Source organism: Thermus sp. NMX2.A1, from assembly GCF_000511705.1.
Lineage (GTDB): Bacteria > Deinococcota > Deinococci > Deinococcales > Thermaceae > Thermus > Thermus scotoductus.
The window spans coordinates 1-25,179 of the sequence record NZ_ATNI01000103.1 but is presented as its reverse complement, the minus strand read 5'-3'; the positions used below and the strand labels follow the sequence as shown (position 1 = coordinate 25,179).

At 65.1% G+C, this 25,179-nt stretch carries 19 protein-coding genes; 8 read left to right on the top strand and 11 right to left on the bottom strand.

Going from position 1 to position 25,179, the window contains the following annotated elements:
* Nucleotides 1–26 precede the first annotated feature (26 nt).
* A complete protein-coding gene (locus TNMX_RS11080; RefSeq protein ID WP_015717198.1) occupies nucleotides 27–449 on the top strand; it encodes a hypothetical protein in 423 nt (140 codons plus the stop codon).
* 61 nt (nucleotides 450–510) lie between these two features.
* On the opposite strand, the gene TNMX_RS11075 is transcribed toward TNMX_RS11080, so the two are convergent.
* The 3 genes from TNMX_RS11075 to TNMX_RS11065 are packed head-to-tail and all read right to left on the bottom strand — an operon-like array spanning nucleotide 511 to nucleotide 3,362.
* A complete protein-coding gene (locus TNMX_RS11075; RefSeq protein WP_015717197.1) occupies nucleotides 511–1,452 on the bottom strand; it encodes an electron transfer flavoprotein subunit alpha/FixB family protein in 942 nt (313 codons plus the stop codon).
* Between the two features lie 10 nt (nucleotides 1,453–1,462).
* Nucleotides 1,463–2,206 (bottom strand): electron transfer flavoprotein subunit beta/FixA family protein, encoded by a 744-nt coding sequence (locus TNMX_RS11070; RefSeq protein WP_038032246.1) that lies wholly within the window; start codon nucleotides 2,204–2,206, stop codon nucleotides 1,463–1,465.
* A 10-nt stretch (nucleotides 2,207–2,216) separates the two neighbouring features.
* A complete protein-coding gene (locus TNMX_RS11065) occupies nucleotides 2,217–3,362 on the bottom strand; it encodes an acyl-CoA dehydrogenase family protein (RefSeq protein WP_038032247.1) in 1,146 nt (381 codons plus the stop codon).
* Nucleotides 3,363–3,475: 113 nt separating this feature from the next.
* On the opposite strand from TNMX_RS11065, the gene TNMX_RS11060 reads away from it, so the two are divergent.
* The 3 genes from TNMX_RS11060 to TNMX_RS11050 all read left to right on the top strand — a co-directional run bounded on the left by TNMX_RS11060 (nucleotide 3,476) and on the right by TNMX_RS11050 (nucleotide 7,871).
* Nucleotides 3,476–6,382, top strand: a complete 2,907-nt coding sequence (locus tag TNMX_RS11060; protein WP_038032244.1) for an ATP-binding protein — start codon at nucleotides 3,476–3,478, stop codon at nucleotides 6,380–6,382.
* Nucleotides 6,360–6,725, top strand: a complete 366-nt coding sequence (locus TNMX_RS11055) for a response regulator transcription factor (protein ID WP_038032243.1) — start codon at nucleotides 6,360–6,362, stop codon at nucleotides 6,723–6,725. The genes TNMX_RS11060 and TNMX_RS11055 overlap by 23 nt, the downstream gene beginning before the upstream one ends.
* Before the next feature lie 69 nt (nucleotides 6,726–6,794).
* Nucleotides 6,795–7,871, top strand: a complete 1,077-nt coding sequence (locus tag TNMX_RS11050; protein ID WP_038032241.1) for a TRAP transporter substrate-binding protein — start codon at nucleotides 6,795–6,797, stop codon at nucleotides 7,869–7,871.
* A gap of 18 nt (nucleotides 7,872–7,889) precedes the next feature.
* On the opposite strand, the gene fdhF is transcribed toward TNMX_RS11050, so the two are convergent.
* Genes fdhF through TNMX_RS11025 form a run of 5 tightly spaced genes read right to left on the bottom strand, consistent with a single transcriptional unit; the run spans nucleotide 7,890 to nucleotide 13,942 of the window.
* Entirely contained in the window at nucleotides 7,890–9,929 is a 2,040-nt protein-coding gene (gene fdhF, locus TNMX_RS11045; protein WP_038032240.1) for a formate dehydrogenase subunit alpha, read from the bottom strand.
* A gap of 1 nt (nucleotide 9,930) precedes the next feature.
* Nucleotides 9,931–10,533 (bottom strand): 2Fe-2S iron-sulfur cluster-binding protein, encoded by a 603-nt coding sequence (locus TNMX_RS11040; protein WP_038032238.1) that lies wholly within the window; start codon nucleotides 10,531–10,533, stop codon nucleotides 9,931–9,933.
* Nucleotides 10,523–11,995, bottom strand: coding sequence for an NADH-ubiquinone oxidoreductase-F iron-sulfur binding region domain-containing protein (locus TNMX_RS11035; RefSeq protein WP_038032237.1), 1,473 nt, complete (start codon nucleotides 11,993–11,995; stop codon nucleotides 10,523–10,525). The genes TNMX_RS11040 and TNMX_RS11035 overlap by 11 nt, the downstream gene beginning before the upstream one ends.
* A gap of 35 nt (nucleotides 11,996–12,030) precedes the next feature.
* Nucleotides 12,031–13,074: a galactokinase gene (gene galK / locus TNMX_RS11030; protein ID WP_038032235.1), complete on the bottom strand. Its 1,044-nt coding sequence runs from the start codon at nucleotides 13,072–13,074 to the stop codon at nucleotides 12,031–12,033.
* Between the two features lie 7 nt (nucleotides 13,075–13,081).
* A complete protein-coding gene (locus TNMX_RS11025) occupies nucleotides 13,082–13,942 on the bottom strand; it encodes a metal ABC transporter substrate-binding protein (protein WP_038032234.1) in 861 nt (286 codons plus the stop codon).
* An 89-nt stretch (nucleotides 13,943–14,031) separates the two neighbouring features.
* Between TNMX_RS11025 and TNMX_RS11020 the strand changes: the two genes are divergently transcribed.
* The 3 genes from TNMX_RS11020 to TNMX_RS11010 are packed head-to-tail and all read left to right on the top strand — an operon-like array spanning nucleotide 14,032 to nucleotide 18,766.
* Nucleotides 14,032–15,363, top strand: a complete 1,332-nt coding sequence (locus TNMX_RS11020; RefSeq protein ID WP_038032233.1) for an aminotransferase class III-fold pyridoxal phosphate-dependent enzyme — start codon at nucleotides 14,032–14,034, stop codon at nucleotides 15,361–15,363.
* Nucleotides 15,364–15,372: 9 nt separating this feature from the next.
* A complete protein-coding gene (locus tag TNMX_RS11015) occupies nucleotides 15,373–17,043 on the top strand; it encodes an ABC-ATPase domain-containing protein (protein WP_038032231.1) in 1,671 nt (556 codons plus the stop codon).
* Between the two features lie 10 nt (nucleotides 17,044–17,053).
* Nucleotides 17,054–18,766, top strand: a complete 1,713-nt coding sequence (locus TNMX_RS11010) for an aldehyde ferredoxin oxidoreductase C-terminal domain-containing protein (RefSeq protein ID WP_038032230.1) — start codon at nucleotides 17,054–17,056, stop codon at nucleotides 18,764–18,766.
* On the opposite strand, the gene TNMX_RS11005 is transcribed toward TNMX_RS11010, so the two are convergent.
* Nucleotides 18,739–20,286: an acyl-CoA dehydrogenase family protein gene (locus TNMX_RS11005; RefSeq protein ID WP_038032228.1), complete on the bottom strand. Its 1,548-nt coding sequence runs from the start codon at nucleotides 20,284–20,286 to the stop codon at nucleotides 18,739–18,741. The genes TNMX_RS11010 and TNMX_RS11005 overlap by 28 nt on opposite strands.
* 61 nt (nucleotides 20,287–20,347) lie before the next feature.
* On the opposite strand from TNMX_RS11005, the gene pxpB reads away from it, so the two are divergent.
* Nucleotides 20,348–21,880 (top strand): 5-oxoprolinase subunit PxpB, encoded by a 1,533-nt coding sequence (gene pxpB, locus TNMX_RS11000; protein ID WP_038032227.1) that lies wholly within the window; start codon nucleotides 20,348–20,350, stop codon nucleotides 21,878–21,880.
* Between the two features lie 8 nt (nucleotides 21,881–21,888).
* On the opposite strand, the gene TNMX_RS10995 is transcribed toward pxpB, so the two are convergent.
* Complete coding sequence (locus TNMX_RS10995; RefSeq protein ID WP_038032225.1) at nucleotides 21,889–23,091, bottom strand: thiolase family protein; 1,203 nt, start codon at nucleotides 23,089–23,091, stop codon at nucleotides 21,889–21,891.
* 121 nt (nucleotides 23,092–23,212) lie between these two features.
* The coding region (locus TNMX_RS10990) for a thioredoxin domain-containing protein (RefSeq protein ID WP_038032224.1) at nucleotides 23,213–25,179 on the bottom strand (1,967 nt) is incomplete at its 5' end.

Below are 25,179 nucleotides of genomic sequence, written 5' to 3'. Positions count from 1 at the left end.
GGGGCCCGGCAGAGGAGGTGAGTGGAATGAAGCGCTGGTTAAGCCTGGTCCTGTTGCTGGTGGTGGCACTTCTTGTGGTATGGGCTGGCTACCAGGGCTATGCCCGCCTCCGGGCCCTCGAGGGCCAGGTGGCCGCCTTGGAGAGCCGGGTGGAGGCCCAGGAGCAAGCCCTTAAGGCCTTGGGCGATCGGGTGGGCAAGCTGGAGCAGGAGGTCTTCAAGGCTCCGTCCCCACCTCTTTCCCTCCCTGAGGTGCCAAAGGCCCCAAGCGCCCCCGCCTGGCCCTATGCGGTGGGCGTGGTGGTGGCGGCGGTGCTTCTTTTCTTCCTGTTGCAGCTTCTTCGCAGCAACCGGGGAAAGGAAGGGGCCGAGGGGCAGGGATCACCGGGGCAGGAGAACCTCGAGGCCTCCCGTATGGAGAACGAGGGAGCTCCGCCCAAGAAGGAGTAGGGATGGACTAAAGCTCCGGGCGGGCAGGGATTTCCCTGCCCGCCGTTGCCACCCGCCGTAGCTAGTCCTTAAGTTTCTTGACCGCCTCGATCAAGGCAGGAAGTACCTGGTGCACATCCCCCACGATGCCGTAGTCGGCGTGCTTGAAGATGGGGGCCTCGGGGTCCTTGTTCACCGCCACGATGTACTTGCTTTTGTTCATCCCCGCCAGGTGCTGGACCGCCCCGGAAACTCCCAGAGCAATGTACAGGGAAGGTTGCACGGTCTTCCCCGTCTGGCCCACCTGTTCGCTATAGGGACGCCAGCCGGCATCCACCACCGCCCGGGTGGCTCCCACAGCCCCGCCCAGAAGGGCGGCAAGCTCCTCCACCTGCTTGAAGGCCTCGGGGCCACCCATGCCCCGGCCTCCCGTGACCACCACATTTGCCTCGGTGAGGGAGACGCCCTTTTTCTCCTCCTGCACCCTCTCCAGCACCTCCACGGTGGGGACTGGGGGGATGGGAAGCGCCACCACCTGGCCCGCCTGGCCCAGGGGTTCCGCCAGGGGAGTGGTGTTGGGCTTCACCGTGAGGACCACTGGGGGAGCGCTTTTCACCTTCTGGGTCACCCGGTTCAGGTAGGCGTAGCGGGTGGCGTAGACCTCGCCTCCTTCCGCCCAGGATTCCAGGGTGTCCTCCAGGAGCCCAGCCCTTAAGGCATAGGCCACCCGGCCCATGTAGGTGCGGCTTTGCCGGGAAGAAGGGGCGACGATGGCCTTTACCCCGATCTTGGCGGCTTCCAGGATCCCCGCCGCCCACTTCTCGGCGGTGTAGGGACCGAGCTCCGCCACGTAAAGGGTTTCCACGTAGCCTCGGGCCTCTTCCACGGGGGCTTGGCCCTCCGCCAAAAGCACCCCGGCCACCCCTTCTCCAAAGGCCTCGGCCAGCTTCCGGGCCCGGGTCAGGGCCTCGAGGCTCGCCTTCCTCAGCTTGTTTCCATCGTGGTCCAGAACCACCAGGATCATGGATGCCTCCTCAGATCACCTTGGCTTCCTCGTGGAGAAGCCGCACCAGCTCCTCGGCCGCCGCCACGGGGTCCTTGCCGTCCAGGATCTTCTGAAGCCGGGTCTTCTCCTGGATGCTCTCCTGGAGGATTTCCACCCGGCTTGCGCCCTGAAAGGCCACCTTTTTGATCTCCTTCTTCTTGGCCTTCATGATGCCGGGCAGGGTGGGGTAGCGGGGCTCGTTCAGGCCTTGTTGCGTGGTGAAGACCGCAGGAAGCCGCACCCGTACCCACTCCGCTCCCTCGTCCAGGTCGTGCTTGGCCCTGGCGGTTTCCCCTTCCAGCTCGAGGGCTGTGGTCCAGGCCACCACCTGCACGCCCAGGGCTTCCGCTAGAGCCCCGCCCAGGGCCTGGCTATCCCAGTCCGCCTGTTGCCCGCCCGTGAGGATGAGGGTAGGGGATTCCTCCTTCAGGATGGGGGCCAGGGCCTCGGCCACGGTCACGGGATCGGCATACCCCTCGTAAACCACGTGGATGCCCCGGTCCATCCCCATGGCCAAGGCGGTGCGGATGGCTTCCTCGGTGCGCTCGGGGCCGAAGCCCACCACGATGGCCTCGCCCCCGTGCTTCTCCTTTAGGCGAAGGGCTTCCTCCACCCCGTACTCGTCCATCTGGTCCAGGATCAGGGTGGCCCCGGAAAGGTCCACCCGATCCCCCTGGATCCTCAGCCTGCTTTCCCCGTCCGGTACCTGCCTGATGACCGCCACGAACTTCATCCGTTACCTCCTATTCCGCCAGGAGATGCCTGGCGATGATGAGCCTTTGGATCTCGTTGGTGCCCTCGTAGATCTGGTTGAGCTTCACGTCCCTCAAGAGCTTCTCCACCGGGAACTCCCGCACGTACCCGTAGCCCCCGTGGATCTGGATGGCCTGGTTGGCGGCTTCAAAGGCGATCTCCGAGGCATAGGCCTTGGCGATGGCGCTGGCGTGGGCATGGGGCAGGCCCTGGTCGGCGAGCCAGGCGGCATAGTAGGTGTACATGCGGGCGGTTTCTATGCCGATCATCATGTCCGCCAGCTTGAACTGGATGGCCTGGAAGCTCGCGATGGGCTGGCCGAAGGCTTCCCGTTCCTTGGCATACTTTTTGGCCTCGTCCAGGGCCCTTCGCGCCACCCCCACGCTTCCCGCCGCCACGGGGATGCGGGTTTTGTTGAGGGTGTTCATGGCGATCTTGAACCCTTCTCCTTCCTCCCCCAGGCGGTTTTGCACGGGTACCTTGACGTCCTCAAACACCAGCTCGTAGGTTCCCGAGGCCCTTTGCCCCATCTTCCCGTGGATCTTCACAGCGCTGAAGCCCGGGGTGCCCTTTTCCACCACCAGGGCCACCACCCCCTTGTGGCGTAGCTCGGGGTTCAGGGTGGCGAAGACCACCACCCACTCGGCCTCGCCCCCGTTGGAGATCCACATCTTGGTGCCGTTAAGGATGTAGTAATCCCCCTGGCGCACCGCTCGGGTCTTGAGGGCGGCGGCATCCGAGCCGTTTCCCGGCTCGCTGAGGGCGAAGGCGGCCAGGGCGGGTTTCTCGGTAAGGGGTTTGAGGAAGCGGCGCTTTTGCTCCTCGTTCCCGGCTAGGAGCACGGGGGTAATCCCCAGGTCGCTGGCCATGGGGATGGTGTAGATGCCCATGCAGGCGTAGGCCAGCTCTTCCCCCACGATGACCTCGTCCAGCATCTTGAGGCCCATCCCCCCGTACTCCTCGGGGATGATGGCGTTCAGGAGGCCCACCTCGTGGAGCTTTTCTATGACCGGCCAGGGCACCTCTTCCTTCTCGTCGTACTCCTGGGCCACGGGGAGGATGACCTCCTTGGCGAAGCGCCGGGCCAGGGCCTGGAGCTGCCGTTGTTCCTCGGTGAGGCTGAAGTCTATGGGCATAACCTCCTCCTTGGCGGCCTGCCAGGGGTGGGGCCTAGGGCCCACTCTTTGACCCAGTCTAAGATTTTGCCCACCCCCTTGCAACCCCGCCCCCATGCTACCATTGGAGGCAGATGAGAACCTCGGGCCAATTGGAGATCCTTGGACGTTTTCAGCGAGCCTTATTGAAGGACCTGGAGCCTGTGCAAATACTTCGGAACCTCCTCGAGGTGGCCACGGAGGAGGGAGTGGAGCGGGCAGCCCTCTTCCTCTACCACCGGGAAACCCGGGAGCTGGTGGGGGAGGTGGCCTCGGGCCGGGGCCGCCACTACACGGTTTCCGCCATCGCCCTTCCCCTATACGCAAAAGGGCCTGTGCAGGAGGCCTTTTTCGCCGAAGGTCCCGTGCGGCGGGGAGAGGAATGGCTTTTGCCGGTGGTGGGGGAGGAGGCCTCCTACTGCTGGGCCGATCCCGAGGCCCGCTGCACGGTCCGCCCCCGGGCCACCCGGGAAACCCGCTTCCTGGTCTGTCCCAGCTGCGCTTACTTTTCGCCCAAGGGGGTGTTGAGCCTGGAGGGAGTTCCCCAGACCCTGAGGCCTCTTCTGCCCCTTCTGGCCCAGCTCACGGCCCTGGCTTTGAAAAACGGCGAGCTCCTGTCGGAGCGAAACCGGGCTTTGGCGGAGCTTTCCCGTCACGCGGAGGCCCTATCCCACGTGAGCGCCTTGGCCCGGGAGGTGGTCAAGGCCCTGGAGCCCGCTGCCGTGCTGGAAACCCTGGCCCAGGCCCTTTCGGAGCGCTTCGGTTTCTTCCGGGTGACCGTGGCCCTGGTGAAGGGGGAGGAGGGTAAGGACTGCCTGGAGGGTTACCTCACGGTGCGGGGAAAAGACGTGTACTGGACGGAGGGCATCAGCCGCATCCGCCTGCCCCTGGCTTCTTCCCCCGATCCCCTGGCCCAGGCGGTGCGGGAACGGAGGACCCTGGTTCTGGGAAGGGAGAGCCTGCCCCCGCATCTGGCCCAGGAGATGGGTCCAAGTGTCGCCTTTGTTCCCATTCTGGCTGAGGAAGAGGCCTTGGGGGCAGTGGCCGTGGACCACGGGCCTGGGGGGCCAGGGGTGAGCGAGGCGGAGGTGCGTTATGTGGAGCTCCTCACGGGTGTGGCGGGGGTGGCCCTCAGGAATGCCCAGCTTTACCGGGAAAAGAAGGAGCTTTCCCTGGCCTTGGCTGCGGAGCGGGGGCGGCTTTTCCAGGTGCTGGAGGAGCTTCCCGACGGGGTGGTGGTTCTTTTCGGTTCCGAGGGTTTTGCCAACGGGAAGGCCCGCCAGGCGCTTTCCGTGGGGTCCACGGTGTCCCTCGAGGACCTTCCCGCGGCCCTGGAGCCCGCCTTGGAAGGAGGAAGGCTGGAGTTCAGCCTGGGAGGGGCCACGTATAGCGTCCGGGGAAAACAGGTGGGGGAGATGCGGGTCTTGGTTTTCCACGACATCACCGAGCGCACCCGCATGGAGCGGGCCTTGAGGGAGCAGGTGGCCTTCACCCAGACCTTGGTGGACCTGGCCAAGGAAGCCTTGCGCCAGCCGGGTCTCGCTCCCCTGACCGAGGCCATTGTCAAGCGCCTGCAGGCTCTTTTCAGCGCGGATGAGGGGTTGCTCTTGGCGGAGGAGGGGGGTAGCCAAAGGGTGCTTTACAGCACTTGCACCCTTCCCGGACCCCTTCCCCGGCCCAACCTTCTGGAAAAGGCCTTGATGGAGGGAGAGCCCCTAGGGGCGGAGGTCTTGGAGGCCCAGGATTGTGGGGTGGCGGAGGCGCTGGGCCTTAAGAGCGCCTTGGTGGTTCCCTTCCGGGCGGGGGGGTTCCGGGGTGGACTCCTGCTGGGCTTTCGGCGGGAGAGGCGTTTTTCCGAGAGACTCCTCTCCCGGCTGGTTCAGGTGGGGACCCTGCTGGCTTTGGTGCTGGAAAAGGCTCGCTTTTTGGAACTGATGGAGGCCGAGGAGGAACGCCTCAAGGCACTTTTGGAGCACTCCCAGGACGTGGTTTACGTACTGGATGGGGAAGGGCTTATCCGTTATGTGAGCGCCAGCGTGCGCCCGGTGCTGGGCTATGACCCCGAGGGGTACAAAAGGGCTCCCTTGAGGGCCCTGGACTTCGTTCACCCCGAGGACCGGGGGCTGGCGGAGGCCCTGTTCCGCGAGCTTTTGCGCCACCCGGGGGAGGTGCGCACCGGGGAGTTCCGGGTCCTTCATGCGGACGGCATCCCGATTCCCGTGGAGGCCTGGGGGCGGAACCTCCTGGCTGACCCCCGGGTGCAGGGGGTGGTGGTGGACCTGCACGACCTGCGCTCCAGGCTGGAGGCCGAGCGGCTTAAGGGGGAGTTCATCGCCGCCGTAAGCCACGAGCTCCGCACCCCTTTGGCGGTGATCATGGGCCTGGCCGAGCTTCTTCGCGAAGAGGGGCTTTCCCCCTCGGCCCAGGAGTCGGTGGACCTCATCCTGGAAAGCGCCTTCCGGCTAAAGACCATGGTGGATAACCTCCTGGACACGAGCCGCCTCGAGGCTGGCCGCTTTGAGGTGAGCCGAAGACCCGTGAACCTGAGGCCCCTTCTTCAGGACCTGGCCAGGAGCTTCCAGGGCGTGGCCCGGCTTTCCGGGGTGGAGTTCCAGGTGGCTTTGGAGGAGCTTCCCCTTTTGGAGGCGGACCCCGACCGGGTGGTTCAGGTGGTGGGAAACCTTCTTTCCAACGCCTTCAAGTTCACCCCGCCGGGCGGGCGGGTTTACCTTCGGGCCCGACAGGAAGGGGACAGGGTGGTCCTGGAGGTGGAGGACACGGGCCCTGGCATCCCCAGGGAGGAGCTTCCCAAGCTTTTCCAGCGCTACGCCCGGGCCAAGAATGCCCAGACCCGGGGGGTTTCGGGCACGGGGCTTGGCCTTTTCATTTCCAAGCACATCGTGGAGGCCCATGGGGGCCGGATTGAGGTGGAAAGCGAGGAGGGAAAAGGAAGCCTCTTTAGGGTTATCCTACCTGTATATGGCCCGCATCCTTCTGGTTGAGGACGAACCCTTGGTGGCCCACATGGTGCGCCGCATTCTGGAGCGGGCCGGGCACCAGGTAGACTGGGTCTCTTCCGGCCAGGCGGCCTTGGACAAGCTTTCCGAACCCTACGATCTCGTGGTGTGCGATCTGGTGATGCCCGGGGTATCGGGCCTCGAGGTGATCCAGAGGATGCGGGCTTTGGGTCTTTCCACGCCCATTCTGGCCCTTTCCGCCAGCGTTTCCGAGAAAAGCCGGCGGGAGGCCCTCGAGGCGGGGGCGCAAGCCTTCCTGGGCAAGCCCTTTGAAACCCAGACCCTGTTGGCCCAGGTGGACCGGCTGTTGGCCCGGGAAGAAGGGTAATGGGCCTTCGGACGGCCTGAATAGCCTGGGGCGGGCTGGTGTATACTCATACGCGAAAAGGAGGAAGGTATGAGGCGGAGGCAGTTTCTCAAAGGGGTAGGGGTGGGTTTAGCGGCAAGCCTTTCCTACAGGGCCTTTGCCCAGGCCGCTCCGCAGGTGCGCTGGCGGCTTGTTTCCAGCTATCCCAGGAGCCTGGATACCCTCTATGGCGGTGCCGAGGATTTGGCCAAGCGGGTGGCGGAACTCACCGGCGACCGCTTCCAGATCCGGGTTTACCAGGCGGGGGAGATCGTGCCCGGGGGCCAGGTGCTGGATGCAGTCCAGCAGGGCACGGTGGAGGCGGGCCACACCTATGGCCCTTTCTATGTGGGAAAGAACCCCACCCTGGCCTTTGACGGGGGCGTGCCCTTTGGCATGACCTACCGGCAGCACAACGCCTGGATGCGGTATGGGGGTGGTTTGGACCTCCTGCGCGCGGTCTATGCCGACTTCGGGGTGATCCAGTTCCCTGGGGGAAACACCGGGGCCCAGATGGGAGGATGGTTCCGCAAGGAGATCAAGAGTGTGGCGGACCTTAAGGGCCTAAGGATGCGCATCCCTGGCCTTGGGGGACTGGTGATGGGGCGGCTTGGGGTGGTGCCCCAGACCCTGGCCGCCGGGGATATCTACCCGGCCCTGGAACGGGGCACCATCGACGCCACCGAGTTCTCCGGCCCCTACGACGACGAGAAGCTGGGCTTTTACAAGGTGGCCCGCTACTACTACTACCCCTCCTTCTGGGAACCCAGCGCCCAGCTTTCCTTCCTGGTTTCCCAAAGGGAGTGGCAGAGGCTTCCCAAGGAGTTCCAGGAGGCCTTCCAGGTGGCGGCGGCGGAGGTCAACCTCACCATGATGGCCAAGTACGATGCCCAGAACCCTCCGGCCCTGAACCGCCTTCTCAAGGCGGGGGTGCGCCTGCGCCGCTGGCCCGGGGAGATCATGAAGAAGGCCCTCGAGGAAGCCCGGGCCCTGTACGAGGAACAGGCGGCCAAGGACGCCACCTACCGCAAGGTGTATTCCGCTTACTGGGCCTTCCGCAACGAGCAGTACCGCTGGTTCTCCGTGGCCGAGCTGGGCTATGAGAGCTTCGCCTTCCCCACCGTTTGAGAAAGCTTAGGGAGGTTCTCAGTCCAGCTTTTCCAGGCGCACCGCCGCCACCTTGTACTCGGGGATGCGGCTGAAGGGATCCAGGGCGTCCAGGGTGAGGCGGTTGGCGGGGGCTTCGGCGAAGTGGAAGGGAGCGTAGACCACTCCTTCGGGGGTGCGGTTCGTGACCCAGGCCCGGGCCCGGATCCTGCCCCGGCGGCTCACCACCTGGATGATCTCCCCATCCCCTATACCCAGTTTCTGGGCGTCCTTGGGGTTCACCTCCACCTTGAGTTCGGGGTAGGCTTCCTTGAGCTGGCTGTTGCGGCTTAGGGTGCCCCCGTGCCAGTGGAAGAGGACCCGGCCGGTGGAGAGGGTAAAGGGGTACTCCTCCGAAGGGGTTTCCGCCGGAGGGGTGAAGTGCACGGGGAAGAAACGGGCCTTCCCCGAGGGGGTGTTGAAGCGTTCTCGGAAAAGCACCGCCTCGCCGGGATGGTCCTCGTGGGGGCAGGGCCAGCGAACGCCCTCGCTTTCCAGGCGGCGGTACGTGATCCCGCCCATCATCTCCGGAATGGCCCGGCGGACCTCCTCCCAGATGGCCTCGGGGCCGGGGTAGAGGGCCCAAGGACGGCCCAAGGCCTGGGCCAGGCGCTTGCCCAGCTCCTGGACGATCCACCAATCGGGCCGGGCCTCCCCTGGGGGGTCCAGCAACTTCCGAATCCTCTGGACCCTGCGGTCGGTGTTGGTGAAGGTTCCGTCCTTTTCCAGGAAACTGGCCGCCGGCAGGACCACGTGGGCAAAGGAGGTGGTTTCGTTTTCCAGGATGTCCTGCACCACAAGGAAGGGGAGGGCCTCCAGCTTGGCCTTAAGGTGGTCCTGGTAAGGCTCGCTGGTCACGGGATCCTCCCCGATGAGATAGATGGCCTCTACCTCGGGGATCCTCTCGAAGACCTCGGTCATGCGCAGGCCCGGCTTGGGGTTCAACTCCACCCCCCAGAGGGCCTCAAAGCGTTTCCTTGCTGCCTGGTCCGACACCTTCAGGTACCCGGGGAAAACATCGGGCAGCGCTCCCATGTCCCCCGCCCCTTGCACGTTGTTCTGGCCTCGCAAGGGGTTCAAGCCCGCTCCCTCTTTACCCACCTTGCCCGTGAGAAGGGCCAGGTTCACCAAGGCCTGGGCGGTGGCGGTCCCCTTGGTGTGCTGGGTGACTCCCATGGCCCAGTAAGCCCCCGCCCTCTTGGTGGTGGCGTAAAGCCGGGCGGCTAAAGCGATCCTTTCTTTTTCCACCCCGGTGATGCGCTCGGCCTCCTCCAGGGTGTAGGGCTCCAAGGAGGCCTGCCACTCGGCGAAGCCCTCGGTGCGCTCCGCCACGTACCCTTGGTCCCAGAGGCCCTCCTCGAGGATATAGCGGGCCATGGCGTTCAGGAGGAAAAGATCGGTACCCGGGCGTACCCGTAGCCACAGGGTGGCGGCCTCGGCCATGCCGGTGTAACGGGGGTCCACCACGATGAGCTTGGCCCCTTGCCGCACCCTCTTCTTGATCATGGCCCCGATCACGGGGTGGGTTTCCGTGGTGTTGGAGCCCACCACCAGGAAGAGATCGGTTTTCCAGATGTCCTCTATGGGATTGGTCATGCTGGCCCCGCCCAGGGAACGGGAGAGGGCCACGGTGGAGGAGGAGTGGCAAAGCCTGGAGCAGTGGTCCACGTGGTTGGTGGAGAGGAGGACGCGGGCCAGTTTCTGCGTGAGGTAGACCTCCTCGTTGGTGGTCTTGGCGGAGGGGAAGACGGCGATGGCCTCGGGGCCTCGCCTTTTCAGCACGGCGAGAAGCTTGCTTGCCGTATAGTCCAGGGCCTCGTCCCAGCTAACCCGGCGGAAGGCCTGGCGGCGGTCTTCCCGCACCATGGGGTAGAGGAGGCGCTTACCCGAGAAGGCGAAGTCCAGGCCGAAGCGGCCTTTCACGCAGAGAGCCCCGTGGTTAGGGGGGATGTCGGGGGCCAGCACCCGGAGGATGCGGCCCCCTTGGATCTCGGGCTCCACCTGGCAACCCACACCGCAGTAAGGGCACGTGGTACGCATCCTACACCTCCATGCTCAAGGGCCTGAGGGCCCCTGTGGGACAAACCTGGATGCAGTTGCCGCAGAAGACGCAGGGGGTTTCGGGAAGGGGCTGGTCCAGGGGGGTGGTGGGGTGGGCCATGAGGCCCCTTCCCTCCAGGGTGAGGGCGTACACCCCCATGATCCCGTCCCCGCAGGCATCCACGCAACGGCGGCAGTTCACGCACTTGGCGTAGTCCCTGAGGAAGAAGGGGTTGTCCCGGATGGGCTCCCGCTCCCTTCGGCTCAGGGATACGCTGCCCCAACGCTGGGGTTGGCCCTGATGGACCTTCAGGAGCTCTAAAAGGGAGGGAGCCTGGCTCAGGTCTGTGGTCAGGGCCAGCCATTCCAGGAGGGTTCGGCGGAGGATTCGGAGGTCTTCCGTGTCCGTCCTCACCTCCATGCCCTCCTGGGCCTGGGTGGCGCAGGCGGGAAGCAGGCGGCCATCCACCTCCACCAGGCAGAGGCGGCAAAGCCCCCGGGTTTCCGTGTGGGGATGGTAGCACAGGTGGGGAGGATCCGTGATCTCCAGGAGGAGGGTTCCCTCCTGGACCTCCACCTCTTGTCCGTTCACCTTAAGCCGCACCTTCCACCTCCAACAGGCTTTGGTAGGCCCAGTAGGCGGACTGGCCCAGGCCGCACAGGCTTCCCTTGAGGGTTTGTCCCAGGTGGTGAACCAGGTCCCGGTTCCTTTCCTGCCGCCTCACCATCTCCACCTGCACCGCCGTGCCCAAAGGACAGGGGAAGCACTTCCCGCAGGACTCCTCCTGGAAAAACTCGGCCAGGCCCAAAAGGACTTCCCACAGGTCCACCTCCTTTCCGAAGGCCACGATGGCGCCGGCTCCCAAGGGAAGCCTACCCTTGTAGCGCAAAGGGAAGGCGAAATCGCGGGTAAACACCCCTGCGGCTCCGCCCAGGAGCACGGCCTTCAGCCCCTCTGGCTCGCCTTCAGCTTTCCGTAAGGCGTCTTCCAAGGATGTTCCCAGGGGAAGCTCGTAAAGCCCCGGCCTGGCCACGTCCCCGGTGATGGAGAAAAGCTTGGGCTCCTTTTCACGCCAGGTTCCCGGGCCCTCCCTCAGGATCAGGGGCAGGTTGGCCAGGGTTTCCACGTTTTGCACCAGGGTGGGCCTTCCCCACAGGCCTTTTTCCACGGGAAAAGGGGGCTTTAAGCGGGGCTCGGCCCTTTTGCCCTCCATGGACTCCAGAAGGGCGGTTTCCTCGCCGCAGATGTAGAGGCCCCCGCTGGTAAAGACCTGGGTGGGAACGGGAAGGAGGCCAGCTTCCTCAAGTTGGTGGATGGCTTGTTCCAGGCCCAGGATGGCGGCTTCGAACTCATCCCGCACGTAGAGGAAGACCTGGCTTGCCCCAACGGCCAGGGCGGCCAAAAGCGTTCCCTCCAGGACCAGGAGGGGATGGTGCTCCAGGAGGAAGCGGTCCTTGAAGTTGCCCGGTTCCGATTCGTCGGCGTTCACCACCAGATACCTGGGGGGCTCCCCCCGGGCCACGGCCCGCATCTTGATGTGGGCGGGAAAGGCGGCTCCTCCCCGGCCCAGGAGTCCAGCCTCCTCCACGGCCTCGAGGATGGCCTCCGGGGCGAGGAGGTTTTTCAGGGCCCTCCGCAGGAACAGCAACCCTCCCAGCGCTTCATACCGGTCTAGTTCCAGGATGGGTTCGGGAGGGAGGAGCCGGTCCCCATGCCCTAGGGCGAAGGGAAGGCGAAACTCCTTAAAGGGGATGAGCCGGCCTTCCCATTCCACATAGCGTTTTTCCCCTTCCACCCGCACGTGGATGGGGGAGAGGGCCTCGAGGCCCAAGGGAGGATGGGTTCCATCGGCTCCCTCTAGGAGGCGGGCGAATCCCCGGGCCCGGGCCACGGGATCGTCCACCAGGAGCCTCCCCTGGGGCAGGCCCCGGTACCGGGGGTAGTAGCGCACCACCCCCCAGGCCTGGGCCAGGGGTATCCCGGCAAGCCGGGCTGCCTCGGCCACCTTCTCCTCGCTTAGGGGAAGGCGGGCATCCAGGAGGGGGAGGAGGCTTGGCTTTTCCATGCCCTTAGCTTACCTGGCCGAGGGGGCTAGGCCGGTCAAAGGATGCGGAGATGGGGAAAACGGGAGAGGAGGTGGTGTTGGAAACCTTCCATGCGGTCTTCGGGCACCAGGGCCACCACCGCCCCGCCGAACCCCGCCCCCGTGAGCTTGGCCCCATAGGCTCCGGCCCTCAAGGCCTCTTCCACCAGGGCGTCCAGCTCCGGGAGGCTTACCTCATAGTCTTGGGAGAGGGAGCGATGGCTTTGCACCATGAGTTCGCCGAAGGCCCGGGCATCCCCTCTTCGTAGGGCTTCTACCCCCTTTAGCACCCGGAGGTTCTCTCCCACGATGTGCCGCGCCCTTTTGTCCAAGGGGGAGGGAAGGCTCTCCACCAGGCAAAGGTCCCCGATGTCCCTCAGGCTTCGCACCCCAAGCCGCCTGGCTGCCTCCTCTGCTTCCTTGCGCCGTTCGTTGTACCCGGCGCTGGCCAGGTGTCGCTTTAAGCCCAGGTCTAGGACGGCCACCCGGCTCCTTGGAGGAAGGGGTAGGTTCTCGTGTTCCAGGGTCCGGGTGTCCAGGAAGAGGGCCTTGCCCAACTCGCCCAGGCTGGCGGCCATCTGGTCCATGATGCCGCAGCGCACCCCCACGTACTCCACCTCCGCCTTCTGGCCCAGAAGGGCGATTTCCTTGTCGGAAAGGGGCAGGCGGTAGAGGAGGCGCAGGGCCTTTAGCGCCGCCACCTCGAGGGCCGCCGAGCTGGAAAGCCCCGCTCCTATGGGTACCCTGCTCCGCACGTAAAAGCGAGCCCCGGGAACCCCGTACCCCGCCTCCCTCAGGGCCCAGACCACCCCCAGGAGGTAGTCCAGAAAGTCCCCCTGGGCCGGGCTTTCCAAAGGCCGGGCCCTGAGCTCCTTGAGCTCCTCGCTGTAGGCCTCTACCCGGCCCTCCCCTTTGGCGGCCTCCACTTGGGTGAAGTAGGGGAGGGGGGTGGGAAGGACGTAGCCCTCCTGGTAGTCGGTGTGCTCCCCCAAGAGATTCACCCGCCCCGGGGCCTGGGCGCTGGCCTCGGGCAGGGTGCCGAAGATTTCTTTAAACCCCATGCCTCCATTATGGGCATAGGGCTTTGAGGTTATGGTCCAGTAGATCCAGATAGGTGGGCACCCTTCGGTCCAGGGTGTCGGTATAGAGGACGACGATGCGGGCTCCCAGGGCCTCAGCCAGGGCCTTGAGGGCGGTTCCCTGGAACTGGGGTTCGGCCAGGACCAGCTTTACCCCCTCCCGGCGCGCTCGCTCCAGGAGCGTGAGGAAGGTCCGGCTTCCCGCCTCCTGCACCCCCGAGGCGGTGAGGCTACCCACCACCCGCAGGCCGTACCGGCGGGCAAAATAGGCGAAGGCATCGTGCTGGGTGACCACCTTGAGGCCCTTCAGGTTGCAGGCTTGGAAGGCCTTATCGCGCCTTTCCACCTCCGCCTTAAAGCGCTTTAGGTTGGCCTGGTAGATGGCCCTTCCTTTGGGGTCCAGCTGGGAGAGTTCCTGGGCGATGCGCTCGGCATAGCGCAGGGCATAGGTGGGGTCCAGCCACAGGTGGGGGTTGCAGGGGCCGTGGGCGTGCTCGCGTTCTTCTAGGTTTTCCTCTTGGTGCTCCTCCTGGCAGATGAGGCCGGGTTGCCCTTCCGCCAGCTTCACCACCCGGGCGCCTTGGGGGAGGAGGCGTTGCAGCTTGGGCAAGAAGGCCTCGAGGCCCAGGCCATTGGCGAAGAGAAGGCGGCTTCGGGCCAGGTTTTTGGCGGTGCTGGGGGTGGGTTCAAAGGTGTGGGGGTCGGCCCCTGGGGGGACCACGCTTTCTACCTTGATCCGGTTCCCCCCCACCTGGGACACCAGGTCGGCCAGGAGGGGGGTGGTGGCCGCCACCTGCACCTGGGCCCAGGCTTGGGAAAGGAGAAGGAGCAACAGGGCAAGCCGTGGCATAAGGTAATGATAAACCATTATCGGTATAGCCGCAAGCCTCCCTGGGCCGCCCACGGGCTTATGAAGGGGCACGGTATACTCAGGGGGAAATGAGCCTAAAAGCCCTCCACAAGAAGCACGTCCTTACCCCCTGGGTGGCCCAGGCTCCCCTTAACCCCCCCTTGGTGGTGCGGGGTGAGGGGGTCTGGCTGTACGACGAGGAGGGGCGGCGCTACCTGGACCTTTCCAGCGGCCTGGTGGCCTTGAACCTGGGCCATGGCCACCCTAGGCTGGTGCGGGCCATTGCCGAGCAGGCGGCCACCCTGGCCTATGCGGCCCCTAGCCTTTTCCACGATAAGCGGGCCCTTCTCGCCAAGGCTTTGTCCGACCTTTCTCCCTGGCCCGAAGGAGCCAGGGTCTTTTTCACCCCCTCGGGCACCGAGGCTAACGAGGACGCCCTGAAGTTCGTGCGCCACCTCACCGGCCGCTTCAAGGTCCTTGCCGCCTACCGGTCCTTCCACGGGGCCACCCACGCCTCCGCCAGCCTTACCGGGGAAAACCGCCGCTGGCCCTCCGAGCCGGGCAATGCCCCCGGGGTGGTCCACTTCTTCGCCCCCTATCCCTACCGGAGCCCCTTTTACACGGAAGACCCCAAGGAGGAAACCGCCCGGGCCCTGGACCACCTGGAGAGGGTTCTCCTCCACGAGGATCCCAAGCGGGTGGCGGCCATCTTCTTAGAACCTGTGGTGGGCTCCAATGGCGTCATCGTCTACCCGGAAGGGTACCTCGAGGGGGTACGGGCTCTTTGCGACCGGCATGGCATCCTTCTGGTCTTTGACGAGGTGATGACCGGCTTCGGGCGCCTGGGGGCAGCCTTTGCCGCCCTGCGGTTTGGCGTGGTCCCCGACCTCATCACCTTCGCCAAGGGGGTCACCTCCGCCTACGTGCCCTTAGGAGGGGTGCTCGTGCGGGAGACCCTGGCCCGCTACTTTGACGAGAATCCCTTGCCCACAGGGCACACCTACTCTGGTCATCCCTTGGCGGTGGCGGCGGGGCTGGCCTCCCTTGAGGCCTACCGGGAGGAAGGCCTCTTCGAACGGGTTTTGGCCATGGAGGGTTTCTTCCAGGAAAGCCTTAAGGCCCTAAAGGACCGGCATCCCGTGGTGGGGGATGTCCGGGGGCTTGGGGCCTTTTACTCCTTGGAGCTGGTTCGGGACCGGAGCACCAAGGAGCCCCTTTCTCCCTGGCACGCTCCCTTTAGCCCTGCCATGCAGGCGCTGCAAAAGGCCTTGTGGCAGGAGGGGGTTTACCTCCTGGCCAAGCACAACATCCTGGTGGTGGCCCCACCCCTCACCATCAGGGAGGAGGAGTTCTTAGAAGGTGTGGAGCGCCTTTCCCGCGCCCTCAGGCAGGTGGAGGTGGAGGTGGAGGCTTTGGGCTAACCTGGAAGGGTGCGGCGGCTGGAGGAGCTTTTCCCTTTCCTGGCCTCCCTCGAGGGGAGACCTTACCCTTTTTACAAGGATCTAAAGGGAACCTGGAGGGGTGAGGGGTTTGACCTGCGCTTTGTCCACGTGCAGGGGGATCCCTTCGCCACCCCAAGCGTTGTGGAGGTGCGCTACCCCGCCAAGGCCCTGGAGAAACTTCGGGTCTACCGCCACCCTACGGGTAAGGTGGCGGTAGAGGACTTCCTCCTCAGGGCCCTCAAGGCCCGGTTCCGCCACCTGCCCTTTTTCGGAGGGAGCGGGCACTCGGGGAGGGTCTTTGTGGAGGTGGAAAGCCCCAAGGTGTTGCGGCGGGCTGGGGCCCATCTTGGCCAGGAGGCGCTTTACCTGCGCTTCCGGGTGGGGCTTCCCGCCTCGGGCCGAAGGATTTTGGGTAAGGAGGCGGAGAGGCTTTTCCGGGCCCTGGTGGAGCACCTTCGGGGGTTTTTGGGGGAGCTGGATGGGAGGGCCCTGGTGTCCCAGGTCCAGCAGGTGGAGGACTTCGCCTACCTTCAGGAGAGCCTTCCCCAAAGGGGCCTGGTGGCCTTTGTGGGGGATGGGGCCATCCTTCCCCGGGAAAGCGGGGTAAGCCAGAAGCCCTTAAGGGGGGCGGTTCCCTTCCAAAGCCCCCCTTCCTTGCGGGTTTCCTTTCGGGTACCCCACAAGGGCGAGGTCGTTGGGATGGGTCTTCCCCAGGGCCTCATCCTCATCACCGGCGGAGGCTTCCATGGGAAAACCACCCTCCTCGAGGCCTTGGTTCACGGGGTCTATCCCCATATTCCCGGGGATGGGCGGGAGTGGGTGGTGGCCCATGCCCTGGCCCAGAGGGTCCAGTCGGAGGATGGCCGAAGCGTGAAGGGCGTGGACCTAAGGCCCTTCGTGCACGACCTTCCCCTGGGCCAGGACACCTCTTTCTTCTCCACGGAGGATGCCTCGGGGTCCACCAGCCTGGCGGCCGCCATCCTGGAGGCCCTGGAGCTGGGTGCGCGGGTGCTTCTCCTGGACGAGGATACCTCTGCCACCAACCTCCTGGTGCGGGATGCCCGCATGCAGGCCCTGGTGCAGCGGGAAACCCTTACCCCTCTTCTGGACCGGGTTCAGGACTTTAAGGCCAGGGGGGTGAGCCTGATCCTGGTGGTGGGCGGGGTGGGGGACTACCTGGACCTGGCGGACACGGTCTTGCTTCTGGAGGAGTACCGGCCGAGGGAGGCCACCCTGGAGGCCAAGGCCATCGCCCAAGCCCATCCCACAGGGCGGGCTTTTGGCGAGCCCCCGTATCCCCTTGCCGTGGCTTCCCGGGCTCCCTTGCCCGAAAGCTTTGATCCCAGGCGGGGCAGGAAGGCCCGGGTGAAGGGTCGGGGCCTCAGGGAGCTGGTCTACGGGGAGGAGGTGGTGGACCTATCTGCCTTGGACCTCTTTGAAAACGCCCAGGTGCGGGCTTTGGGGGCATGGTTCCAGCGGCTTTGGCGGCAGGCGGACGGCAAGACACCCTTGCGGAAGCTGGTGGAGGCAGTGCTGGGCGGGGTAGAGGATCTTTTTTCCCTGGAAGAGGCCCCTGAGGTGGCGGAGGTGCGTCCTCTGGAGCTGGGAGCGGCGGTGAACCGGCTCCGGAGCCTGGAGGTGCGGCGGGGGGAGGGGTAGAATCAGAACCATGTGGCGGTCCTTGGGGGTTGATCTGGGGAGGAAGCAGGTTCGGTGGGAAGGGGTTTCCCCCGAGGAGGTGGCCTATGGCGGCCGCTACCGCACGGGGCGGCTTCTTCTGGAGCGGGAAGCCTACCGCATGGATCCCCTTTCCCCGGAGAACCCCCTGGTCTTCGCCGTGGGTCCCCTGGCGGGCACGGGGTTTTCCAACGCCAACCGCACCAGCGTGGGCACGCGAAGCCCCCTCACTCTGGGGATCAAGGAGGCCAACGGGGGCGGCACCTTCGGTTACGCCCTGGGCCAGATGAAGCTTTCCCACCTGGTCCTCGAGGGGGCAAGCTCCGACTGGGTGGTCCTCCGCATCACCCGGGAGGGCCAGGTCTTCTTTGACCCGGCTAAGGACCTTCTCGGCCTCGGGAACTTTGAGGCGGCGGCCAAGCTCTTTGCCGCCTACGGCAGGAAGATCGCCTTCGCCCTCCTGGGGCCGGTGGGGGAGTATCTGGGCCTCCTTTCCGGCATCGCCTTTTCCGATATAGAGGGCAGGCCCTCCCGCTTGGCTGCCCGGGGGGGCGTGGGGGCGGTGATGGGGGCCAAACGGGTGAAGGCCATCGTGGTGGAGGTGCCGGGGAAGGCGGAGGTCTGGGATAAGCCCAAGGTCACCGAATCCATCCGCCGGTACGCGGAGCTTCTTCGCCAGGACCCCTTGGTCATGAAGTTCTATAACGCCATCGGCACCATGGGCATGGCGGATTTCCAGAATGCCTTCGGGGGGCTGCCGGTGAGGAACTTTCGCCAGGGCCAGCTGGCCTCCCCGGAGGAGTTCCGCATGGGGGGACAGTATATCGCCCCCCTCAACAAGGCCCGGGGAGGGAAACACACCCACGCCTGCATGCCTGGATGCGTGATCCAGTGCTCCAACGTCATCGTGGACGAAAAGGGAGAGGAGGTGGTCTCCCCCCTGGAGTACGAGACCATCGGCCTTATGGGCACCAACTGTGGCCTCACCGATCCGGACCAGCTCGCCCGCCTCAATCGCCTGGCCAACGACCTGGGGGTGGACACCATAGAAACCGGGGCCACCTTGGCCCTTTTCATGGAAAAGGGAGAGGCGGACTTCGGGGACTATGCCTTCATGGAGGCCAGGCTCAAGGCCCTCTACACCCCAAGTGAGGAGGCCCGCTTCCTGGCCCAAGGCACTGCCCGGGTGGGGGAGGCGCTTGGGCTTAAGCGGGTTCCCGTCATCAAGCGCCAGGCCATCAGCGCCTACGATCCCAGGGTGGTGGAGGCCACGGGGATCACCATGATGATCACCGCCCAGGGAGCGGACCACACCGCGGGGAATGCCCCGCGCCTGGAAACCCGGGCCATGCCCGTGGGGGAGATCCTCGAGGCCAGTTACCAGGCCCAGGTAAACGCCGCCGCCAACGACGCCCTGGGCCTTTGCGTCTTCGGGGGAAGCGTCACCAACAAGCAGGTGGAGTTCGTAGTGGAAAGCCTAAACGCCGCCCTGGGCACGAGCCTGCCCCCTGCCTTCTGGGGTGAGCTTGGGGAGGGCGTTTTGCGCTTGGAACATCGCTTTAACCACCTGGCGGGCTTCACCCACCAGGATGACCGCCTCCCAGGCTTCTTCTATAAGGAACCCCTTCCGCCCAAGGGCTACACCGCCCGCTTCCGCCCCGAGGACCTTGCTTCCCTTTACGAGAGGCTCCACCAAGGGTCGTAAAGCCCAGGTGCTTGGGCGCTAAGGGGAAGGGCCTCTCCCTCCAGGAAGCGCCGAGCGTAAAGGTGGGAAAGCTCGGGGAAGGGATCCTGGGCCACCTTCTCCAGCGCATAGACCGCCACGGCATCCGCCAGGACCCGCAACGCTTCCTTGGCATACCAGGTACCTTCTTCTGCAAGCCTGGCCAACGCCTTTTCCGCATACTTCAGGGCCTCGGGATGTTGGCGGAGCATGTCCAAAAGGGGCTCGTGGGCCTGCTTCTTGGCCATGGCTTCCAGCATGTCCAGGGCCTGGATGTTGGCGGGGCCCTCCCAGATGGGGGTGATGAGGGCCTCCCGGTGCCAGCGGGCCACCCCGTATTCCTCCAGAAATCCCAGGCCCCCGAAGAGCTCCATGGCCAGGGCGGTGATGGCGCTGGCGTGCTCGGCGGTGCGTCCTTTGGCTAAGTGGGAAAGGAGGCGGGCCAGGTGGTAGCCCTGGCTGTAAGGCGGCCGCTCCTCCCAGGCCTGGTCAAAGGCTCGTACCGCTAGAAAAGCCAAGGCCGTGCCCCCGGCTTGCCGGAGGCGCATCTCCAAGAGGTCGTGTTGGACGAGGTCGTGCTCCAAGAGCTTTCGGCCGAAGGCGGTGCGCCGCCTCACCCGGAAGAGGACCTCCAGATGCGCCTTCTTGGCGATGCCCATGGCGGCCACCGCGTTGGCCAGGCGGCTTACGGTGAGGGTTTCCAGGGTATAGTAGATGCCTTCTTGCAGGTTGCCAATGGGATACGCCAGGCTTCCTTCCAGCTCCACCTCTCCCGAGGGCACGGCCCGGGTGGCCAGCTTCTCCTTAAAGCGGCGCACGGTGAAGTTGAGCCTACCATCCACCTCCCGGGGCAAGAGGAAGAGGCCAAGGCCCTTAGGCCCCTCCGGGGCCCCCTCCGGCCTGGCGGTGACCACCGCGTAGTCCGCAAGGCCTGCTCCCGAGGCGAAGTACTTGTCCCCTTGGTAAAGGCGGTAGGCACCCCCTTCCCGTTTGGCCACGGTGCGGTTGGCCCCGAGGTCGCTTCCCCCTTGGATCTCCGTCATCCAGGTGGCTCCAAAGGCTGGGCCGTAAAGGAGGGCCCGCTTTGCCTCTTGGTGCTCGGGGCCATACTTGTGCAGGGCATAGGCCACCTGGTGGGTGATGGTGAGGATGCAGTAAAGCCCTCCATCCGCCAAGAGGTAGCCGAAAGCGTAGTGGAGAGGCCAGCCTTTGCCCTCGTAGGCGGGGCGGATCATGGGGCGGAGCTTCTCTAGGAGGGCCTTCTGTGCGGGAGAAAGGACAGCCCGGTCGATGCGGTTGCCGTCCAGGTCGTGCATCTGGAGGCGGGGTGGGGCGTCTTGGTCTATGTGGTGGGCCACCTCCAGCACTTCTTCCCCTACCAGCTTCCCGAAGGTGGAAAGCTCTGGATGGGGGAGGCCAGGGGAGAAAGTGTTCAATATCGCTTTTAGGTCTGGGTCAAGCTCAAAGTGGTTCTCTCCTAAGCTGTAAAAGCGCAGTTTCATGGTTTCCTCCAGTTCCCAAGCTAAACCTGGAGGCTAGGGAGCGTCAAGGTAGAGTGGAGGGGTGGAGGGCTTTTACCTGGTTCTTGGGGAAGGGCTTTCCGAGGAGGCCAACCGCCGGGCCCAGGCCTTGGCTAGGGCTCTCCTTAAGGCTCCCCCGGAAGGGCTTTGGGACGCTATTCCTGCTTACGGCACCCTCTACCTGGAGTACGACTCCAGGAGGCTTTCCAGAGCCCGGCTCCTAAGGTTTCTCCGCCGCCTAGCCTCTTTTTCGCCGGAAGAAGAGGGGAAGTATGTGGTGATCCCCGTGCGCTACGACGGAGAGGATCTGCCGGAGGTGGCCCACCGCACCGGGCTTTCTTTGGAGGCCGTCAGGCGCCTACACCAGGCCCCCCTGTACCGGGTCTATGCCCTGGGCTTCACTCCCGGCTTTCCCTTCCTGGCTCCTGTGGCGGAGGCCTTGCGCCTCCCAAGGCGGCCCCATCCAAGGCCTCGAGTCCCTGCCCATAGCCTGGCCATGGCCGGGCCGCAAACGGGCATCTACCCCCTGCCTTCCCCCGGGGGCTGGCACCTGCTGGGTACTGCCTTGGTGGCCGTTTACGATCCCCATCGGGAGGAACCCTTTCTCCTCAGGCCTGGGGACCGGGTGCGCTTTAAGGAGGCAGAGGGGCCCACGCCTAAAGAACCTTCGCCCTTGGAGCTTCTCCCCGAGGAGCCCCGGATTCCCGCCTTCCGGGTGGAGGAGCCGGGGCTTATGGATCTGGTGGTGGATGGGGGACGGTTCCTGGCGGGGCATCTGGGCCTGGCCCGTTCCGGGCCCTTGGATCCCTACTCCGCCTCCCTGGCCAACCGCCTGGTGGGGAATCCCCCGGGCGCACCCCTTTTGGAGGTGGCCTACCGGGGCCCGGTCCTCACCGCTCTTAGGGATCTGGTGGCGGCGGTGGCGGGGTATGGGCTTACCGCCCTCCTGGAGGTGGAAGAGATCCCGCCGGGCCAGAGCTTTTTCTGGCCCAGGGGTAAAACCCTCTCCTTCCGGCCCAGGGGCCGGGGGGTCAGGGTTTACCTGGCGGTGGCGGGAGCCCTCGAGGGCCGTTCCTTTATGGGTTCCGTGTCCCCGGACCTCCGGGGCAGGATCGGTCGCCCGTTGGTGGCGGGGGATGTCTTGGGTCTGGGGGAGGAAAGGGCGGTACGGCCGGGACTCGCCTTCCGGCAAAGGCCCTTGCCGGAAACCTTTCGCCTCCGTCTCCTTCCCGGGCCCCAGTTTTCCTGGGAGGCCCGTAGGGCCCTGATTTCCGCCTCCTTCCGGGTGGTGCGGGCGGACCGGATGGGCGTGGAACTCGTGGGGCCGGAGGTACCTGGGGGGGAAGGGCTTTCCGAGGCCACACCCTTGGGAGGTATCCAGGTGCCGCCCTCCGGGCGCCCCCTGGTGCTTTTGGTGGACAAGGGAAGCCTTGGGGGCTATGCCAAGCCGGCCAGGGTTCATCCTGGAGATCTCTGGCTTTTCGGTCAGGTGTGGCCGGGAGTGGAGTTAGCGTTCACATGCGACTATCATCGTGAGGGACAGCACATAGTTCCCATCCTGGTCTGGAAAGGTTAGGGGAAGCCTCACACCGCCTCCACCACCATGGCGATTCCCTGACCCACACCGATGCACATGGTAGCCAGACCGAACTGAACTTTTCTGCGCTGCATTTCGTGGAGCAGGGTGGCGAGGATGCGGGCTCCGGAGGCTCCCAGGGGGTGGCCGATGGCAATGGCCCCGCCGTTGGGATTCAGACGGGGGTCCTCCATGTCCAGGCCCCACTCCCTGAGCACGGCGAGGCTCTGGGCGGCGAAGGCTTCATTGAGTTCAATCAGGCCGATGTCCTTCAGGGTAAGCCCTGCCCGTTCCAAGGCCTTCTTGGTGGCAGGCACTGGCCCGATGCCCATGATCCTGGGGGGAACCCCGGCCACGGCGATGCTCCGCACCCGGGCCAGGGGGTTGAGGCCGTGGGCCTTGGCGTAGGCATCGGAGACCAGGAGGACCGCGGCGGCCCCATCGTTCAGGGGGCTGGAGTTTCCTGCGGTCACCGTGCCCCCTTCCCGGAACACGGGCCTGAGCTGGGCCAGTTTCTCCAGGGAGGTATCCCTCCTTGGCCCCTCATCCACCTCCACCCGGACTTCCTCCTTCCCCCGCTTCACGGGCACGGGGACCACCTCCTTGGCGAAGCGCCCCTCGTCCCAGGCGCGGATGGCCTTTTGGTGGGAGAGAAGGGCGAAGCGGTCCTGTTCTTCCCGGGGGATCTGGTACATTTCTGCCAGGTTTTCGGCGGTTTCCCCCATGCTTTCCGTGCCGTAAAGGGCCTGCATTTTGGGGTTAATCAGGCGCCAGCCCAGGGTGGTGTCGTACATCACCTGATTGCCGGTGGGGAAGGGCCTTTCCGCCTTGGGTACCACAAAGGGAGCCCGGGACATGGACTCCACCCCGCTCCCGATGTAGACCTGGCCTTCCCCTGCCCAGATGGCCCGCACCGCCTGGGCCACTGCCTCCAGACCAGATCCGCAGAGGCGGTTGACCGTGCACCCCGCCACTTCCACGGGGAAACCCGCCAGGAGGAGGGCCATGCGGGCCACGTTGCGGTTATCCTCCCCGGCCTGGTTGGCGCAGCCGGCGTAGACGTCCTCCACCTCCTCCTTGGGCACCCCGCTGCGCTCCATCAGGGCGGAGAGGACATGGGCCAGGAGGTCGTCGGGGCGCACACTGGCCAGGGCTCCCCCGTGCTTGCCGATGGGGGTTCTGAGGGCTTCCACAATCCAGGCTTCGGGCATGGGACCTCCTTACCGACCGTTCGGTAACAGTGTAGGGGAACTAAGAGGGAAAGTCAATGTTGTTGGGGAGATGAAAGGCACAAGGGAGTTTAATCGTGAAAGATCGCACAAACAAGGAGGGCTACCCACCGTAGACCGCCCGTACCTCCTCCACCAGGCTATTCACCTCTTCAACCGGTAACCGGCAGGCTCCCTCCCGGCACAGGTAGGCTCTTCCGGGCTCCCGCCCTAGAAGGCCCGGAAGGGCATCCGCTGGCCCCACCACCAACTGGGTAAGGGGTAGGTAAAGCTCCCGTACCGACTCCAGAATCGGGGAGGGCGTGGGGAGGGCAAGCTCCGTTCCTTCCTTGAGGAGGCGGTGAACCAGGAGCAAGCCAGGAAGGGCGTGGGGATGGCGCTCAAGCCACAGGGCCCCTTCCTCCAAAAGCAACTCGGCCCGCCTGCGGTAGTCCCCGCCAAAGGCCGCCTGCAAGCGCCAGAAGGCCTCGGCCAGGGCGCTTTTGTCAGAGGGAAGGGTGGTTTCCTCCACCTCCTTGGCGGGAAGGGGAAGGGCCTTCTGGGCCGGAGGGGTGCTTGGTCCTTCAAAACCCTCCCCTCGAAAGACCTCCCAGGCTGCCTCCGCCAACGACCTTGCCTTCTCCAGATAGGGCCACTCGCCGGTGGCGGTGTAAAGCTCCAGTAAGGCCAAGGCGGTGAAGCTTTGGTCTTGCAAGAAAGCCTCTTCCCCCAGGGCCCCGGCCCGCCACACGTGGCGCACAAGGCCGTCCTTGCCCATGGTTTCCACCAGGAAGTGGGCCCCGCGCCGGGCAGCCATCAAGTATCGGTCGTGCCTTAAAAGCCTGCCCGCCTCGGCCAGGGCCCGCACCGCCAAGGCAGACCAGTCGGCTAAGACCTTGTCGTCCAAGTTGGGGGGCGTGCGACGTCGCCTTAAGGCAAGAAGCCTAGCCCGGAGGCCTTCCCGCCAGGCTACAAAGCCCTCCCCCAGCTCCCTCTTTACCTCTTCCTCACCCCAGGCGGTAAGCACGTACCTGGGAGAGTTACCTCCCTCCACGGGCGGGGCTTTCCCCAGGGCAAAATAACGGTGGGCCAGGGGGTAATCCTCCCCCAGGGCCGCCCGCAGCTCGTCCGGAGTCCAGCTGTAGTAACGTCCTTCCTCCCCCTCGCTTTCCGCATCCAAAGCCGTGTAAAACCCTCCTTGGCCAGGGCTTTGCATGGAAAGAAGCCAGTCCAGGGTTTCCCGGGCCATCCTGAGAAAAAGGGGGTCGGCGAAGACCCGGTAAGCCCCCAGGTAGACCCGGGCCAGGAGGGCGTTGTCGTAAAGCATCTTTTCAAAGTGGGGGAGGTACCAGAAGCGGTCCACGGCGTAACGGTGGAACCCTCCACCCACCTGGTCGTAGACCCCACCCAGGGCCATGGCCCTTAGGGTCTTGTGGAGGATCCCGCGGGCCTCCTCCTTGCCCCGCCAGGCTAAGGAAAGGAGATAAAGGAGTAGGTTGCCCTGAGGAAACTTGGGTGCGGGGAGAAACCCACCCCACTCTGGGTCAAAGGAGCGGGCAAGAAACGACAAAGCTTTCTCTTCCACATCCTGAGGCACGGGTCCGGGAGCAGGAGTAAGGCTTCGCCAAAGGGCTCGGGAAAGGCGTTCCGCCTCCCTGGTGATGGCCTCCCGTTCCTCCCGCCAGGCCTGGGTTACCGCCAGGAGGACCCGTCTAAAAGAGGGAAGACTTCCGCGGTCTTCCTTGGGGAAATACGTTCCCCCAAAGAAGGGCTTCCCCTCCGGGGTGAGGAAGAGGCTCATGGGCCAGCCCCCCTGGCCGGTGAGGCTGATGAGGGCTTGCATATAGGCGGCGTCCACATCGGGCCGCTCCTCCCGGTCCACCTTCACCGGGATGAAGTGCCGGTTGAGGATCCCCGCCACCTCGGGGTCTTTGAAGGACTCCCGGTGCATCACGTGGCACCAGTGGCAGGCGCTGTACCCCACGGAGAGGAATATGGGTTTATCCTCCTGCAAAGCCGCGCTAAAGGCTTCCTCCCCAAAGGGGTACCAGTCCACGGGGTCTTCCGCATGCTGGAGGAGGTAAGGGCTTC

Coding starts and splice junctions, on each gene's coding strand:
- TNMX_RS11005 (WP_038032228.1), bottom strand. CDS start 20,286: ATGAAACTGCGCTTTTACAGCTTAGGAGAGAACCACTTTGAGCTTGAC.
- TNMX_RS11080 (WP_015717198.1), top strand. CDS start 27: ATGAAGCGCTGGTTAAGCCTGGTCCTGTTGCTGGTGGTGGCACTTCTT.
- TNMX_RS11010 (WP_038032230.1), top strand. CDS start 17,054: ATGTGGCGGTCCTTGGGGGTTGATCTGGGGAGGAAGCAGGTTCGGTGG.
- TNMX_RS11025 (WP_038032234.1), bottom strand. CDS start 13,942: ATGCCACGGCTTGCCCTGTTGCTCCTTCTCCTTTCCCAAGCCTGGGCC.
- TNMX_RS11035 (WP_038032237.1), bottom strand. CDS start 11,995: ATGGAAAAGCCAAGCCTCCTCCCCCTCCTGGATGCCCGCCTTCCCCTA.
- fdhF (WP_038032240.1), bottom strand. CDS start 9,929: ATGCGTACCACGTGCCCTTACTGCGGTGTGGGTTGCCAGGTGGAGCCC.
- TNMX_RS11060 (WP_038032244.1), top strand. CDS start 3,476: ATGAGAACCTCGGGCCAATTGGAGATCCTTGGACGTTTTCAGCGAGCC.
- TNMX_RS10995 (WP_038032225.1), bottom strand. CDS start 23,091: ATGCCCGAAGCCTGGATTGTGGAAGCCCTCAGAACCCCCATCGGCAAG.
- TNMX_RS11050 (WP_038032241.1), top strand. CDS start 6,795: ATGAGGCGGAGGCAGTTTCTCAAAGGGGTAGGGGTGGGTTTAGCGGCA.
- TNMX_RS11020 (WP_038032233.1), top strand. CDS start 14,032: ATGAGCCTAAAAGCCCTCCACAAGAAGCACGTCCTTACCCCCTGGGTG.
- galK (WP_038032235.1), bottom strand. CDS start 13,074: ATGGGGTTTAAAGAAATCTTCGGCACCCTGCCCGAGGCCAGCGCCCAG.
- TNMX_RS11055 (WP_038032243.1), top strand. CDS start 6,360: ATGGCCCGCATCCTTCTGGTTGAGGACGAACCCTTGGTGGCCCACATG.
- TNMX_RS11070 (WP_038032246.1), bottom strand. CDS start 2,206: ATGAAGTTCGTGGCGGTCATCAGGCAGGTACCGGACGGGGAAAGCAGG.
- TNMX_RS11065 (WP_038032247.1), bottom strand. CDS start 3,362: ATGCCCATAGACTTCAGCCTCACCGAGGAACAACGGCAGCTCCAGGCC.
- TNMX_RS11075 (WP_015717197.1), bottom strand. CDS start 1,452: ATGATCCTGGTGGTTCTGGACCACGATGGAAACAAGCTGAGGAAGGCG.